Annotated in this window: 13 protein-coding genes; 8 read left to right on the top strand and 5 right to left on the bottom strand. The window is 56.6% G+C overall.

Annotated features, from left to right (window positions below):
* The first annotated feature begins 41 nt into the window (after positions 1-41).
* Complete coding sequence (locus L1D47_RS07020) at positions 42-878, top strand: TIGR03899 family protein (protein WP_239883472.1); 837 nt, start codon at positions 42-44, stop codon at positions 876-878.
* Positions 879-886: 8 nt separating this feature from the next.
* Here the strand turns inward: L1D47_RS07020 and cobA are convergent, their stop codons facing one another.
* On the bottom strand, positions 887-1708 hold the full coding sequence (cobA, locus tag L1D47_RS07015; RefSeq protein ID WP_239883470.1) for a uroporphyrinogen-III C-methyltransferase: 822 nt from the start codon (positions 1706-1708) through the stop codon (positions 887-889).
* Positions 1709-1941: 233 nt separating this feature from the next.
* Here cobA and L1D47_RS07010 point away from each other — a divergent pair, with 233 nt between their 5' ends.
* From L1D47_RS07010 to L1D47_RS07000, 3 genes are read left to right on the top strand one after another with little or no spacing between them, the layout of a single operon-like run.
* Positions 1942-2868 carry a phospholipase A gene (locus L1D47_RS07010; protein ID WP_041508460.1) on the top strand — a complete coding sequence of 309 codons (927 nt, stop codon included), beginning with the start codon at positions 1942-1944 and terminating at the stop codon, positions 2866-2868.
* A gap of 32 nt (positions 2869-2900) precedes the next feature.
* Positions 2901-4391, top strand: coding sequence for a S41 family peptidase (locus tag L1D47_RS07005; protein WP_239883469.1), 1491 nt, complete (start codon positions 2901-2903; stop codon positions 4389-4391).
* A complete protein-coding gene (locus L1D47_RS07000) occupies positions 4384-4914 on the top strand; it encodes a redoxin domain-containing protein (RefSeq protein WP_041508458.1) in 531 nt (176 codons plus the stop codon). The genes L1D47_RS07005 and L1D47_RS07000 overlap by 8 nt, the downstream gene beginning before the upstream one ends.
* A gap of 86 nt (positions 4915-5000) precedes the next feature.
* Here the strand turns inward: L1D47_RS07000 and L1D47_RS06995 are convergent, their stop codons facing one another.
* From L1D47_RS06995 to L1D47_RS06980, 4 genes are all read right to left on the bottom strand, one after another.
* The gene (locus tag L1D47_RS06995) at positions 5001-6716 is read right to left on the bottom strand and encodes a hypothetical protein (RefSeq protein WP_239883468.1); all 1716 of its coding nucleotides are present in this window, start codon (positions 6714-6716) and stop codon (positions 5001-5003) included.
* A gap of 473 nt (positions 6717-7189) precedes the next feature.
* Complete coding sequence (locus L1D47_RS06990) at positions 7190-7942, bottom strand: phosphoadenylyl-sulfate reductase (RefSeq protein WP_239883467.1); 753 nt, start codon at positions 7940-7942, stop codon at positions 7190-7192.
* Entirely contained in the window at positions 7935-9632 is a 1698-nt protein-coding gene (cysI, locus tag L1D47_RS06985; RefSeq protein WP_239883466.1) for an assimilatory sulfite reductase (NADPH) hemoprotein subunit, read from the bottom strand. Before cysI ends, L1D47_RS06990 begins: the two co-directional genes overlap by 8 nt.
* Before the next feature lie 77 nt (positions 9633-9709).
* A complete protein-coding gene (locus tag L1D47_RS06980; RefSeq protein WP_239883461.1) occupies positions 9710-11494 on the bottom strand; it encodes an assimilatory sulfite reductase (NADPH) flavoprotein subunit in 1785 nt (594 codons plus the stop codon).
* 331 nt (positions 11495-11825) lie between these two features.
* Here L1D47_RS06980 and L1D47_RS06975 point away from each other — a divergent pair, with 331 nt between their 5' ends.
* The 4 genes from L1D47_RS06975 to L1D47_RS06960 all read left to right on the top strand — a co-directional run.
* Positions 11826-12995, top strand: coding sequence for a Re/Si-specific NAD(P)(+) transhydrogenase subunit alpha (locus tag L1D47_RS06975; RefSeq protein WP_239883452.1), 1170 nt, complete (start codon positions 11826-11828; stop codon positions 12993-12995).
* Complete coding sequence (locus L1D47_RS06970) at positions 12995-13270, top strand: NAD(P) transhydrogenase subunit alpha (RefSeq protein ID WP_011864469.1); 276 nt, start codon at positions 12995-12997, stop codon at positions 13268-13270. The genes L1D47_RS06975 and L1D47_RS06970 overlap by 1 nt, the downstream gene beginning before the upstream one ends.
* Positions 13271-13276: 6 nt before the next feature.
* A complete protein-coding gene (locus L1D47_RS06965) occupies positions 13277-14659 on the top strand; it encodes an NAD(P)(+) transhydrogenase (Re/Si-specific) subunit beta (protein ID WP_239883445.1) in 1383 nt (460 codons plus the stop codon).
* 305 nt (positions 14660-14964) lie between these two features.
* The coding region (locus L1D47_RS06960; RefSeq protein ID WP_239882609.1) for a transposase at positions 14965-15139 on the top strand (175 nt) is incomplete at its 3' end.

Below are 15139 nucleotides of genomic sequence, written 5' to 3'. Positions count from 1 at the left end.
AATAGGGCAACCTAAGATAAGACTATTCACAAGAAAAGATTATGGCCGAAATTGTTAAGCTATCTAACTCAGGGTCGAACCAACCCGACGTATCTGCCCGCCGCAAGGCCCTGCAGCTTGGGCACCTGATCGGCCTGGGCAGCGATGAGAATTATCGCCCCTCCCAGGCCTCGGTAGCCGAACGCTCCGACCATCGCCTGCGCAAGCTCGCCAGTCGCTATCAGGCCAACCTGGAAAACGTCTACGCCATCGCCCTCTCCCACACGCCGTCGGACGTCACCGGGGCGGATCTCGATCCCGACTGGATCCATCAGTTCTTTCAGCTGGCAGAACAGATCCACAACCGCAACATGCAGGCGCTGTGGGGACGCATTCTGGCCAATGAGATCACCAGTCCCGGCAGCTTTAGCCTCAGGAGTCTGGCCACACTTAAGCAGCTGACCCACAAAGAGGCGCAGATGTTCGAGAAGGCGCTGGGCATGGCGGTGACCTTCAACAACGAATCTAAGCTCAAGCTGGTGATCGGCTTTCGCCACGCCGGCGGCATAGGTCAGCTGTTTCGCAAGACGGATACCACCCAGATCGCCCTGTCGCAATTTGGCCTGCCCTACTCCTCTGTGCTCACCCTGGTGGATGCTGGCCTGTTACACAGAAGCGAATTTGAGACCGGCCAGCTCAACGCCAAGAATCCCATCAGCTTTACCCTGTCGGGCAAGCGGATGACGCTGACGCCTAAGCACGGCCATCTGGTGTTTAGCTATTATCGACTGACGCCGACCGGCGACGAGTTGGCGCAGCTGGTGCGCCCCAAGGCAGATGAAGAATACGCCCGCGCGCTGCAGGCACTATTCAAGAAAGACTTTAAGATAGATTACTAGAAAGTAGATTACTGACCCAGCGACTGCTTTACCGTCGCATCCAGGGTCTTAGGGCTGGTTTGCGGGTTAAACCAGTGCAGGCTATCGGCCAGGCCAACCACTTCACCAATAATCATCAGGGCGGGCATCTCCAGCGCCGGGTCCGCCGCCAGTTCGGCCAGCTCACCTAAGGTACCGATGAAACGCTGCTGCGCCGCCGTGGTCGCCTTAGAGACGATTGCCACCGGCGTGTTGGGCGAGCGCCCGGCCGAGATCAGCCCATCTTGGATGCTGCCCGCATTGAGGATCCCCATATAGACCACCAGGGTATTGGCGCTGTTGGCATAGGCCTGCCAGTCCATGGGACGGCTCTCAAGCTTGCAGTGACCCGTGATGAAGGTGACCCCCTGGGCATGATCCCTATGGGTCAAAGGAATACCGGCATAGGCAGAGGTGCCGCTGGCCGCCGTGATGCCTGGCACCACCTCGAACTCAACCCCGGCCTCGACGAGCGTCTCCAGCTCTTCGCCGCCACGGCCGAAGATGAAGGGGTCGCCCCCCTTGAGGCGCACCACATGCTTGCGGGTATAGGCCTTGGTCACCAACAGCTGGTTGATCTCCTCCTGGGCGGCGCTGTGTTTACCGGCGCGCTTACCCACGGCGATCAGCTCGGCGTCCTTGGGCGCAAGCGCCAAGATCTCCTCACTCACCAAGGCATCGAACAAGACCACGTCGGCCTTCTTTAAGATGCGGTAGGCCTTGAGCGTTAATAGCTCAATGTCGCCTGGGCCTGCGCCCACAAGCCAGACTTTGCCCTGTGCCTGCTGCCCGGGTAGAGTAATTAGTTCCATATCCGCATCTCATACAATAGTGATGAGGTTAATATAGCGTCATTCTTATTCCTTAAAAAATAGAAATTAATTAGGTTTTATTCCTTTTGGTTATTAACAGGGTTGACCCGTTTTTTAATTAAGCAAATCAAATAGACAGAATTAAAATAGGTGCACGCGGCGGACTCAAATGTTAAAACATAGGCTAGATTTGGAGACGACGCGCTAAGCTTGCGACACGAGAGGAAACAAGGATGCAAACCACCCAATACCTTAAATGGCTGACCCTATTCGGCCTATGCTCACTGCCTGTGACCTGCCTCGGCGCCGAGCCCACGGCAGAGGAGAAAACCAAAGCGGATGGTTCACTGCTCGACCAGCGTGTTGAGGATGAGCTGGCCACCTCTGAGAGGCCCTTCGTGATCACGCCTCACAAGGTCAACTATATTCTGCCCGTGACCTACAACAGCTCTCCAAATATGGCGCCCTTTGCCGACAAGCTAGACGAGCAGAATTCGGAAATCGATAATCTGGAAGCCAAGTTCCAGATAAGCTTTAAGTTTCCTCTGATGTATAACGTCTTCGGCGACAACGGCCACCTGTTTTTCGCCTACACCAACCAGTCCTATTGGCAGGTATACAACAAGGATATCTCCTCGCCGTTTCGCGAAACCAACCATGAACCTGAGATCTTCATGCTGTTTAACAACGACTGGCAGATAGGCCCCCTGACCAACTCCTTCTGGGGGGTGGGCGCCGTGCACCAATCCAACGGCAAGTCAGGTGATCTCTCCCGTAGCTGGAACCGTATCTATGGCACCATGGTGTTCGATAGCGGCCCCTTTGCCCTCGCGGGCAAGGTATGGTGGCGCATTCCGGAAGATGAGAAAGAGACGCCCGACTCACCCAGAGGTGATGATAATCCGGACATCTTGGATTACATGGGCAACTTCGAACTCATCGGCGTCTATGGAGTTGATAAACATAGATTCTCACTGATGCTGCGCAACAACTTGGAGAGCCCGAATCGCGGCGCCGTCGAGTTTACCTGGAGCTATCCCATCATGGGCAACCTGCGTCTCTACACGCAGTATTTTAACGGCTATGGCGAGAGTCTCATCGACTATAATGCCCATACCCAGCGTATCGGCATCGGCTTCGCGATAAACGACATTCTCTAACGCCTTGGCCGTCTGTCGCATTAGGAAGTGGAATGAAATTCGGACACCAGAGCATCATCAATGGCTTCGGCCTCATCATGGCCCTGAGCTGTATACAGCTGACGGTGATCGCTCTGCGCGAAGAGCCGCCCAAGCCACAACTCTCGGCGCGGGAGATGCACTCGGATCTTAACTACCTGCAAGAGCATTTGGCGCAATACTCGGCCAGCGGGGCGGCCTCCCCCGAGCGTTTGCTGCAACTGGAAAACCAGGTTAATCAGGCGAGGAGTCAGTTACCACTCGGCGGTGAACGCCAGCTGTTTGCCCAGCAACTGCTGAAGATACTGACGACGATCGACGATCCCAGTGCCAGGCTCGACGGCGTGACTACCCAAGCCTATCTGCCGATCAAGCTGCGCAAGCTAGAAGATAGATGGCTGGCACTATCCGCTAACAACCGCCCTCTGGACAGCGAAGCGCCCTTCGTCACCCATATCGATGGCCTGCCCATCGCGCTGTGGATAGACGCCGCCCGACACTTTCTCCCCCCCAGCCTGGCCGATACCGCCAGTGAACAGGCGAGACACCTTTCAATGATCGCCATGCTCAGACGCGAGATAGGCCTAGTCGCCAGAAAGCACTGCCGCCTCACTCTCAGCGATGAACAGGGCAACGGCCGCCAGCTTAGCCTGACGCTGACCAGCAAGCCGCCCCAGACCCTGAGCAACAGTGAGCCGGGCGACCAGGCAAGTGTCGATATCCAGGGGGTATTCGGCCTCTACGACCTGTCAGGCTTCTCCGCTGACAGCCCCCTGGGTCGACGCCTCAAGCGCTCGCTGACAAGCCCTATTACCATATTGGATCTACGCCAGGCCCATGGGACAGGCGATGCACTGCTGCACCTGCTGGCGCAGGCATTCAGCCCGGATATCAGGCCGCCGCTGCTAGCTGCCTGGCCAGACTCGCTACAGGCGGTGGCCCGCTACAAGAAGGGGCCGAACCTTCGCGGTGACTATCTAAAACCCTTAGGCTTCCTACCGCCCGCCGACCTGAGTCAGGCAGAGCAATTGCAGCTGGATCTGCTGCGCTCGCAATTGCCCCAAGAAGAGCCGGGCTTCAGCCCCTGGCAGGCCAAGTTTTGGCATCAGGACAGCTTACCCTGGCCGCACCTGCCCCGCGCCAAACGGGGTAAGTTAATGCTACTCATCGGCCCCAACTGCCGCCAGCAGTGCCAGTGGATTGCCCACTTCGCCAAGTCCTGGCCCGACACCTTAGTGGTGGGCGAGCCGACACGGGGCGAGTATGGCAGACAGCAGCAGATCACCCTGCCCAACAGCGCCATTCGGGTAAGTTTCAGTAGCACTCAGGTATATGACGCCACGGGAAAAGCCCTGTCGGGCGTGCCGACCCAGCCCGATATCGAGCAGCCGCTGGATGAGACCGTCTACTGGGAAAACCTCATCAGCCTGTTTGCGCCCGGCGCGAGCGGGCAAACACAAGCTATAAATAACCCTAGCAACGCAGAAAGGAACACTCATGAATAAGTTAGTTACCAGACTCCTGCTCGGCCTGAGCCTGATCATTGCCGCGCAGGCCAATGCCACCGACCTCAAGGTGGGCGACAAGGCCCCAGATTTCAGGCTTCAGGCCACCGACGGCCACTATTATCAGCTCAGCGACTACCTGGGCAAACAAACCCTGGTCTTAGCCTGGTATCCCATGGCCAACACCCGAGGCTGCACCTTGGAGTGCAAGTCGCTGGTAGAGAAAGGCAGTCTTATCCGTCAGTACAAGGCCGTCTACATGATGGCCAGTGTCGATGATCTGGAAGACAACCAGAAATTTGCCAAGGAGCAGAAAGCCGATTTCCCTATGCTCAGCGATCCCACCAAGGAGACCGCCAAGGCCTATGACGTACTCAACCTGGTGCGGGTCGCCAGCCGAGTGACCTTCTACATAGGCGAGGATGGCACCATATTGAAAATCGATGAAGACATTCATCCTAAGACGGCCGCCGAAGATATTGCCGCCAACCTGGCTGAGTTAGGCATCGCCAAGGCCGAATAAGTTAAAAGTTAGCCATAAAAAAGCCCCGTGCGCTCAGGCCTCGGGGCTTTTTATTTGCTATGACTTATTTGCGACGATGAATATGCTTAGTCGTTGCGGGTCTCTACCAGGCTGTCGATGACGATCCCCTTAGCATTGATATCCATCTCCACCTTGAGCTGAGTGCGATAGTCTTTCAGCGCCTCCAGCTCCTCAGGAATAGGCTCGCCGCTCATGGCCATCAGGTTCATGGCTGGGGTGAACAGCTTGGCGTAATCGGCTGTCATAGAGACAAGACCGTTAGCGCTCGGCGCTTCGCCCGCGAGTGCATCGGCGATCGCCTTGCTCTTCTCGCCTGTGTAGATGGTCAGGTGCTGTCCCTTCAGTGCCATCTGCGCCCGCACCCCGAGGGATGGCGGCAGGTGCAGCGCGGCGCCGAGATCGACCGTGCTACCGTCGCTAGGCAGATTGACATTGGCCAGCTCGGGGGCAAACGGCTTCACCATGTTAAACAGGGTGGCCGGGTCGTCCGCCGTCAGGGTCGTGATAGCATCGAGATCCTTAAGGGAGATCTGCTGCGTGTCTTGCTCTAGGGCATAATCGAGCAGCGAGAAGGAGACCCCTTTCACGCCGTTGGCCATACCGGTAAACATACCCAGCATCGCCGGGCTCTGCCCTTCCATCTCCCCCTGTAGCTGCGCCAGCGGCTCGCACTGATAGCTTGGGGTGAGCAGGTCGTCCCAGATCTTAGAGATGCTAGGCACAAACTGATTCACATCGATACCCAGCGCCATAGAGAACACACCCGTATCGATCGTCTTGGTATGGGCCGGAATAAAGCCGCGCATCTGACTCAGGGCGCCGAGGATCACCTGGTTGTTGCTCTCGATAACCGTGCTAAAGCCTATCTTAGCCCGCTTATTCTTCACCTCAAAATCCGTATAACCGATGATAGTACGTGGCCAGTTGGCGGCGATGCCGGCCAGCTCGCTCTGACAGGCCTGAGAGCGTAGCTCAACGAAGGGATCGTCATGGATAAGCTTAAAGATCTGGGTCAGCTGACGCGCCATCTGGTTACCGTCCAGGGTGGTGATCGCCTTAACTAACTCCTGATGATTGATATAGCTGACGCTGTCCTTTTTAAAACCGTGTTTCTTGATGATCTCATCGACCGTGCCGGCCTTGGCCAGCGAGTCTTGTACCGGCTTAAGCCCCAGTGCGGTTTCTAGCAATTCAGGCTCGAGAAAGCTGGTTTCCAGGGTCAAGGTCAGCATGCCCTTGTCGATGGCAAACACCAGATCAACGCGCTCGTTCTCGCCCTCGTCGGTGAGACGATAGGCACGGTACTTGACCTCGCCAAGCTGCTTGGCCGTGTGCGTCAATCCGCTATCGGCCTCGGCCTTATCCAGTACCGCCCAGAAGTGTTGAGGATTAGCGATATCCAGCTTGATCACCGGCAACACGCCCAGGGTATAGAAATAACTGGTGATTTTCTCGGGCAGGCCAAAGGTATCGACTAGCTGCTGGCCATCTTTCGAGGCGTCGAAGTAACGCTCCAATACACGGAAGATAAACTGGGCCCTGGGATCGTCGTCCTCAGACAGCAGTGTCTTCATCTCAGCAGGGTATTGCTTCTGCGCCTCGGGGAGGGCGTCGATATAATCCTTTATGGGAAAAGGCTCAAACTGTGCTGAAAACAACGGTGTATCGGCTGGCACATAGGCCAATACCTGATTATCTACGGACTTAGGCGCCTGCTGCATCGCCCAGTAGCCCCCTGCGCCTACGGCAAGGATTGCCACCGCCACTAATGCCTTCTTCATTCAATAAACTCCCTGTTAAATCGCGCGGGCAGTCGGGCCTATCCCAAGCTGGCAGCACGTAAGAAAAGAATGGCGTCGATATTACTATATGGATGAATAAAAAGGGAAATAAGATTATCGGGGGGATCCCTGGATAGCCGCAGCAGACTATCCAGGGCCTATGGCTATTAATTAGCATGCGCCAGCAGACCAATCAAACATCTAGCTCTCGCCAAGCGAGTTGGGTTTCGATCTTGTCGGCGGCTCTGCCCGTCGCTTAAAAGAGGAAGAAAAGCGACTGGATCCAAATCGGCTCCGATACAGACAACAATCCAAAACCATCTACGGGAACTTACCACTATAGTTCAAATTTCTGACCTGTGCATAACTGTGTGCAAAAGAAGTGCAAAAAAGCACACAAATCAGAAGAAAGTACTAATGAATCAGCATGCTAGAGGCTTTATATCTCATAAAGCCTCCTGTTTCACCAATCCTTAGATCTCATAGTGCAGGCCACACTCGCGCTTGAGGCCGTTGAAGCGGGTCTCCTCTTCGGTCATCCCCAGCTCCAATGGGCGACTGGAATGGGTATCCCCCACCGACACATAGCCCTGCTCCCATAGGGGATGATAAGGCAGGTCGTGCTTAGTGAGATACTCGTGCACATCCTTGTTGCTCCACTCCAGAATAGGCAGCAGCTTGTAGCGATCGCCATGGATCGCCAGAATCGGCAGTTCCTCGCGAGTGCTGGACTGGGCGCGGCGCAGGCCCGCGAACCAGGTGCCTACCTCTAGCTCCTTGAGCGCCGTCTGCATGGGGACCACCTTGTTGAGACGATTGTATTGCTCCAGGCCATCCAGCCCCTGCTCCCACAGGCGACCGAAACGGGCCTCCTGCCAGGCACTGGTCATGGGGGCGCGGTACACCTTGAGGTTAAGCTTCAGCCGCTCGGTCAGCTCGTCGATAAACTGATAGGTTTCGGGAAACAGGTAACCCGTGTCTGTGAGGATCACCGGAATGTCCTGCTGTACCTGGGTCACCAGATGCAGCATCACGGCGCCCTGAATACCGAAGCTTGACGAGAGCGCATGGGTGCCCGGCAGATAGGCCAGGCCCCAGACCACCCGCTCGGCAGGCGTGAGTCCGGCTAGGAAGGCGTTGACTCTGGCCAGCTCTGCATCTTGCTCAACCTTAGGCGCGCTCAGTAGAGCCTTTAGCGCCTGGGCAGAGATCACTGAATTATCCATGGAAATCCTTAGCGGCATCGATAACCGCCTTCACCACGCCGACACGCACGGTGAAGTTACCAAAGGTTTCGCCAGCTTCACGCTCTTTGACGTAGCGGGCAAACAGTTCATCCAGTGCCGCCAGTATCTCGGCTTCCTGAATGTTTTCGCGGTAGAGCTTGTTCAGGCGTGTCCCCTCGAAACTCGCGCCCAGGTAGAGGTTGTAGCGTCCGGGCGCCTTACCCACCAGGCCAATTTCGGCGGCGAAGGGGCGCGCACAACCGTTAGGACAGCCCGTCATACGGATCACTATCGGCTGCTCCAGGAAGCCATGTTTCTCCTGCAGCGCCTCTACCTTGGTCATGAAGTCTGGGAAGTAACGCTCGGCCTCGGCCATCGCCAGGGCACAGGTTGGCAGCGCCACACAGGCAATGGAGTGACCACGAGTCGGGCTGATCAACTTACCCATGAGGCCATGACTGCGGGCGATCGCCTCGATCTGCGCCTTATCCTCTTCGGCCACACCGGCGATGATGATGTTCTGGTTGGCGGTCATGCGGAAATCACCCTTGTGTACCTGGGCTATCTCTCGCAGGCCTGTCTGCAGCGGTTGTCCCGGCAGATCCTTGATGCGGCCGCCCTCGATAAACAGGGTCAGGTGCCAGTGGTTATCCACGCCCTTGATCCAGCCATAACGATCGCCGCGATCGCCGATCACCACCTCTCGCTTAGGTTCGAATTTTACGCCGGCGCGCTGTTCCACTTCTGCCTTGAAGGCCTCAAAACCATGCTTGACTATGGTGTACTTAAGGCGCGACTGCTTACGATCTGAGCGGTTACCCCAATCGCGCTGCACCTTGAGCACGGCCTCGGCAAACTTGAGGCAGTCTTCGGCCTTGATGAAGCCAAAGTCGTCGCCCAAACGCGGGAAGGTCGCGACCTCGCCATGGGTCGAGCCCATGCCGCCACCGGCCACCATGTTAAAGCCCACCAGCTCACCGTCTTCGGCCACGGCGATGAAGCCGAGGTCATTGGTGTAGACATCTACGTCGTTGTCGGGCGGTACGGCCACGGCCATCTTAAATTTACGTGGCAGATAGGTCTTGCCATAGACTGGCTCCACCTCTTCGCTCTCGCTCACCGCCACCTTGTCATCGCCCAGCCAGATCTCGGCGTAGGCCTTGGTGCGTGGCAGGTAGTTGTCCGATAGCTTCTTGGCCCAGTAGTAGGCCTGCTGATGCAGCTTGGACTCTACCGGGTTAGGGTTACACATGACGTTACGGTTCACATCGCCACAGGCGGCGATAGAGTCCAGCGCCTCTCTATCCAGATCCTGGATCAGCGTCTTGAGGTTACGCTTAGGGATGCCGTGATACTGAAAGGTCTGGCGGGTCGTCAGACGAATGCTGTTGGAGCTGGTCAGGGTCGAGGCAATCTTATCCACCCCCAGCCACTGCTTGGGGGTACAGACGCCACCGGCCACACGGGCACGCAGCATGAAGCTGTAGAGGGGCTCTAGCTTCTGCTCCTTACGCTCGTTGCGCAGATCGCGGTCGTCCTGCTGGTAGAAACCATGGAACTTGATCAACTGCTGATCCGCATCGTTAAAGGCACCGGTCAGCGAGGTATCTAACCCCTCTTCTATGGTGCCGCGCAGGTAGTTACTGTCGGTCTTAAGGTACTCGTTTACTGATAATTTCTGATCGCTCATGGCTACTGCCCTATCCTGTTTTTGCACCGGCGCTGCCCATGCAAGTTAATCTGTCGGCGACTGGCGCCCTGTCTCAATTAATAAACGTCTTTCTGATAACGCTTGTCGCTACGCAGGCTTTCCAGCAGGGCCTCGGCCTGCTCTTCGCTCTTGCCGCCATGCTGCTTGATCACTGTCACCAGGGCCTGATGCACATCTTTGGCCATGCGCTCGGCGTCGCCACAGATATACAGGTGGGCACCGCGCTCGATCCACTGCCATAGCGTCTCGCCGCGCTCCAGGATGCGGTGCTGCACATAGATCTTATGAGCCTGATCTCTCGAAAAGGCCGAATCCAGGCGCGTCAGGGTGCCGTCTTTAAGGTACTGCTGCCACTCGGTCTGATAGAGGAAATCCTGCTCGAAGTGCGGATTGCCGAAGAAGAGCCAGCTATCGCCCTGGGCGCCCTGGGCCGCGCGCTCCTGCATGAAGGCGCGAAACGGTGCCACACCCGTACCAGGGCCAATCATGACCACAGGCGTATCCGGATTTTCCGGCAGGCGGAAGTGATTATTCGGCTCCACATAAACCTTCACTTCGGCGCCTTCCTGGGCGTTTGCCAGGAAGTGCGACGCGCCGCCAAAGCGGGTGCCCGACTCGCGCTCGTCTTCCACCAGCGCCACGGTCAGGTGTACCTCGCTCTCCACCTCAGACTGGCTCGAGGCGATCGAGTAGAGTCTTGGGGTGATCGGACGCAGCAGCTCCACCAGCTGGAAGGCGCTGATGTCCACGGGATACTTGGCCACCAGATCGGCCAGCTGATGCTTGAGAATAAATTGACGGGTCTGCTCCCTGTCTTCGCTGATCGCCTGCAGCTCACTATTGCCGCTTAGCTGCGCCCAGTTTTGTACCAGACCAGGATAGAGCTGGGTCAGCTCACGCTTCTCTTTAAGCGCCGCGCTCAGGGTCAGGGTTGCATCCCCTAGAGTGACCTCTGCCTCGCCGTCTAACTTGAGGCCCTCCAGGATCTCAGTAACTAAGGCATCGCTGTTACTGAACCAGACGCCCAGGGCATCACCGACCTGATAGTTCAGGCCAGACTCGCCGAGATCTATCTCAACATGGCGCACGTCGCGATCCGAATCGCGCCCCGTCAGCTTCTGACTCGCCAAGAGCTCGGCGCTGTAGGGTTTCTGTTTAGTAAAGCTCGAACCCGTCGTCGTGGTGCTTGCGCTGCCGATAGAGACCACGCTCGCGCCGGTGCCCACCAATGGTTTGACCGCGCCCAGCACAGCCTCTTGCCACTGAGTCGCCGCCGACTCGTAATCCACGTCACACTCGGTGAGCGGCACGATCGCCTTTGCACCCAATGCACTCAGGCGTTGATCGAAATCTTTACCCGTCTGGCAGAAGAACTCATAGCTGGAATCTCCCAACGCCAGCACGGCATAGTTGAGAGCATCTAGCTTAGGCGCACGCTTAGAGGCCAGGAACTTGTGCAGCTCGATGGCATCGTCCGGCGCCTCACCTTCTCCATGGGTGCTCACCACGGCCAGCAGCAGGGTCTCCTGTTTCAGCTGACGCGTCTTGTAGTCGGCCATAGAGACCAGATTGACGCTGTAGCCCTGGGCCTGCGCCTTATCGGCCAGCTCATTGGCGATGCCACGGCCGTTGCCGGTCTGGCTGCCGTAGAGAATGGTAATGGTCTGCTGGGGCGCTTGCTGCACCTCGCCGGCCACGCCGCTCAGTTCGGCCGTAGCCGCCAGGTAGCCGCCTACCCAGGCGAGTTGCACGGCGTTGAGTTCAGAGGTGAGTTGCTTAAGCTTATCCACCTGCGTCGCAGACAGGGGAGAAGCCAGTGATGAAAGCTCTTTTAACAGCATGGAAGACGGCCCTATAACAGTGTAATTAGCCTAGCTTAGTGGCTTAATAGAAAAGCAAAAAAGAATAAAATCTAATTTTTAATTCATTTTTGGAATATGCAAAGGTCATAATTTGAGCTACAAAAGTGAGAGTGGTGAGCGATATTTGCTTAAGCTGTGCCCTTAACCACAGAATTTGAAATGAAATTTTGTGGACTGGCGCAAACTTTTTGCTCCGACCAGTGAACCAGCGCTGATTATGAAAAATTCGCGCTTGTGTCTAAGTCCAGACTCGCCACAATAGCGAGCCAAGAATTCAAACGACGTCTGTCCCCAACTAAGAGGTTTCTCAGTGAAACTAGGTCTACCTAAAGAGAGCCATGCCGACGAAAAACGCGTTGCGTTGATCCCGGCCAATGTGACTCGGTTAATCAAAAAAAACCTCCAAATACTCGTGGAGAGCGGAGCGGGTGTCGCTGCTGGCTTTAGCGATCAAGCCTATCAGGAAGCGGGTGCCGTTATTGCCAACCGAGACAAGGTACTCGGCGCCGATATCATCACCCTGGTCAACCTCAAGGGTGAGCAGTTCGAGGAGATCAAGGCCAAGGCAACTCCCCAGCAGCTGTTTATCGGCATGATGGATCCCCTGGCACAACCGGAAAATGCCACTGCTCTGGCAAAAACAGGCACCAGCACCCTGGCACTTGAGTTGGTCCCCAGGATCACCCGTGCTCAGAGCATGGATATCCTCTCCTCAATGGCCACCATCGCAGGCTATAAGGCCGTGCTGCTGGCCGCCCATGAGGCGCCGCGCATGTTCCCCATGATGATGACGGCCGCCGGCACACTCAAGCCCGCCCGCGCCTTCATCATGGGTGTCGGCGTCGCCGGCCTACAGGCCTGTGCCACCGCCAAGCGCCTGGGCGCCGTGGTGGAAGCCTACGATATTCGCCCCGCCGCCAGGGAGCAGATCCTCTCTGTGGGCGCCAAGCCGGTAGAGCTGGATCTGGAAACCGAGAACACAGAAACCAAGGGTGGCTACGCCACCGAACAGAGTGACGACTTCCTCAAGCGTCAGCAACAGGCGATGGCCAATGTGCTGGCTCAGCAGGATATCGTCATCACCACGGCGGCCATCCCGGGTCGTAAGGCGCCCGTGCTGATCACCAAGGAGATGGTGGATGCCATGAAGCCGGGCACGGTAATTGTCGACCTTGCCGCCGAAACCGGCGGTAACTGCGAGCTAACCCAACTGGACGAAACCGTGGTCCATAACGGCGTCACCATACTCGGGCCATCGAATGTACCTGGCAGCGCGGCAACCCACGCTAGCCAGATGTATGGCACCAACATAGAGAACCTACTCAAGCTGATCGTCGACGATGAAGGACAATTAAACCTGGACTTCGACGACGAGATTGTGCGCGACACAGTCGTGACCCATCAGGGTGAGGTGGTTAACGCCAGATTGCGTGACCTGTTATCACTGCCGCCACTTGCGGCAACAGAGGAGGCTCAATAATGGAGATCTTATTACTACTGACCCTGTTCGTGGTGGCAGTATTCCTTGGGGTTGAGCTGATCACTAAGGTGCCGCCGACCCTACACACCCCACTAATGTCGGGCTCAAACGCCATCTCGGGGATCTCCCTGGTCGGTGCCCTGCTCGCCGCCGGTTCCGGCGCGGGACTCTGGGTCAATGTACTTGGCTTTATCGCCGTGGTGCTGGCCACCATCAACGTTGTGGGTGGCTACATGGTCACCAACCGTATGCTCGCCATGTTTAAGAGGAAATAAGCCAACATGAGTATGACGATTATCTATCTCGCCTACCTTGTGGCTGCGAGTCTGTTTATTTTAGGGATCAAGGGGCTTACCAAGCCCCGCACCGCGGTGCGTGGCAATCAGTTGTCCGCCCTGGGTATGTTTATCGCCGTAGTGGTGACTCTGCTGGATAAGAGCATCTTGAGCTATGAGTGGATCATCGCCGGCATCCTGCTGGGTGGCGCCATAGGTGCCGTGATGGCCACCAAGATCCAGGTGACCGCCATGCCGCAGATGGTGGCCCTGCTCAACGGTTTCGGTGGCGGTGCCTCGCTGTTTATCGCCCTGGCAAGCTTCCTGGATCCCGATTCGGCGACCCATGTGGTGGCGCTGATCTCCATCGGCCTGACGGTGCTCATCGGCTCGGTGACCCTGTCGGGCTCCTTCGTGGCCTTCGCTAAGCTGCAGGAGCTGATCTCGGGTAACCCCATTCGGGTACCGGGCAACAAGTTTATCAATGCCAGCCTGCTGATCGCGGCTCTGATACTGACGGTTGCCGTGGTCACCACGCCGAGCAATCCGACCTTCATCTACGCACTGGTAGCCGTGTCGCTGCTCCTGGGTCTCTTCCTGGTGGTACCTATCGGCGGCGCCGACATGCCAGTGGTTATCGCCCTGCTGAACTCCTACTCGGGTATTGCGGCGGCGACCACAGGTTTTATCACGGGCAACACTGTACTGATTGTCTCGGGCTCTCTGGTTGGCGCCTCGGGGATCATCCTGACCCAGATCATGTGTAAGGCGATGAACCGCTCGCTGTTTAACGTGCTCTTTGGCGTCATGGCCGAGGGTGGCGAGACGGTAGATGCCGACGAGGTCTATGCCGGTAAGGTAACTTCCTCCTCGCCGGAAGAGGTCGCCATGCTGCTGGAAACCGCCGAGCGCGTGGTGATCGTTCCAGGCTATGGCCTGGCGATGGCCCAGGCGCAACATGCGGTGCGCGAGTTAGCTTCTGTGCTGGAGGCGCGCGGCGCCCAGGTGCTGTACGCCATTCATCCTGTTGCCGGTCGTATGCCTGGCCACATGAACGTGCTGCTGGCCGAGGCCGAGGTGCCCTATGAACAGCTGATCGAGATGGATGAGATAAACCCTCAATTCGAGCAGACAGATGTGGCCATCGTCATCGGTGCCAACGACGTGACCAACCCTATGGCGCGAGAAGACAAGGGCAGCCCCATCTATGGCATGCCTATCCTCAACGTCGACAAGGCGCGCACTGTGGTAGTCGTTAAGCGCTCCCTGAGCCCTGGCTTCGCCGGTCTGCCTAATCCGCTGTTTGCCAAAGATAACGCCCTGATGTTGTTTGGTGACGGTAAGAAGGCGATTGTTGATCTGACTCAGTCCCTGAAAGAAGCGGACTAAGCGTACAACATCTACAAAAAGGTCGTTTAACGGCCTTTTTTATTACCTAGGGCCTGTTGACCTTTTGAGAACAATTTTTGTTCTAATTGAGCACGTTCAAATCGCGGCATGAGGCTTGAAGTATAGTTATTCTATATAAAAGCCGAGTAACAAAGAGTTGAACGTGCTCGAGACGAACCCTGCGGGCAGCGTCTGTATCATTTTTCTACTGCGTTATCGCTCATTGATGTATGTAGTGGCATAGTGAATTTGGCCACCTGAATAGACGAAGTGATAGACTCACTTCCAGAGAAAAGGTGGTAGAAATGAAGAACACAAGACCGACATTCAGTGCAGAGTTCAAATTAGAAGCTGCGCAGCTGGTAACGAAACAGGGATACAGCATAACTGAGGCTGCAAGCGCGATGGGCGTCAGTAATTCAGCCATGCGTAAATGGGTAAACCAGCTTAGACAGGAGAAGCAAGGCGTATCCCCCAAAG

Origin of the sequence: Shewanella sp. Isolate7 (assembly GCF_022398425.1) — a bacterium.
In the GTDB taxonomy this organism is placed as follows: Bacteria; Pseudomonadota; Gammaproteobacteria; order Enterobacterales; family Shewanellaceae; genus Shewanella.
The sequence above is the reverse complement of the archived record's forward strand: the minus strand, read 5'-3'. Positions and strand labels throughout refer to the sequence as shown.

Excerpts from the sequence above, each read along its gene's own strand:
- L1D47_RS07020 (WP_239883472.1), top strand. The coding sequence starts at position 42 with ATGGCCGAAATTGTTAAGCTATCTAACTCAGGGTCGAACCAACCCGAC.
- L1D47_RS07005 (WP_239883469.1), top strand. The coding sequence starts at position 2,901 with ATGAAATTCGGACACCAGAGCATCATCAATGGCTTCGGCCTCATCATG.
- L1D47_RS06995 (WP_239883468.1), bottom strand. The coding sequence starts at position 6,716 with ATGAAGAAGGCATTAGTGGCGGTGGCAATCCTTGCCGTAGGCGCAGGG.
- L1D47_RS06965 (WP_239883445.1), top strand. The coding sequence starts at position 13,277 with ATGAGTATGACGATTATCTATCTCGCCTACCTTGTGGCTGCGAGTCTG.
- L1D47_RS06980 (WP_239883461.1), bottom strand. The coding sequence starts at position 11,494 with ATGCTGTTAAAAGAGCTTTCATCACTGGCTTCTCCCCTGTCTGCGACG.
- cysI (WP_239883466.1), bottom strand. The coding sequence starts at position 9,632 with ATGAGCGATCAGAAATTATCAGTAAACGAGTACCTTAAGACCGACAGT.
- cobA (WP_239883470.1), bottom strand. The coding sequence starts at position 1,708 with ATGGAACTAATTACTCTACCCGGGCAGCAGGCACAGGGCAAAGTCTGG.
- L1D47_RS06990 (WP_239883467.1), bottom strand. The coding sequence starts at position 7,942 with ATGGATAATTCAGTGATCTCTGCCCAGGCGCTAAAGGCTCTACTGAGC.
- L1D47_RS06970 (WP_011864469.1), top strand. The coding sequence starts at position 12,995 with ATGGAGATCTTATTACTACTGACCCTGTTCGTGGTGGCAGTATTCCTT.
- L1D47_RS07010 (WP_041508460.1), top strand. The coding sequence starts at position 1,942 with ATGCAAACCACCCAATACCTTAAATGGCTGACCCTATTCGGCCTATGC.
- L1D47_RS07000 (WP_041508458.1), top strand. The coding sequence starts at position 4,384 with ATGAATAAGTTAGTTACCAGACTCCTGCTCGGCCTGAGCCTGATCATT.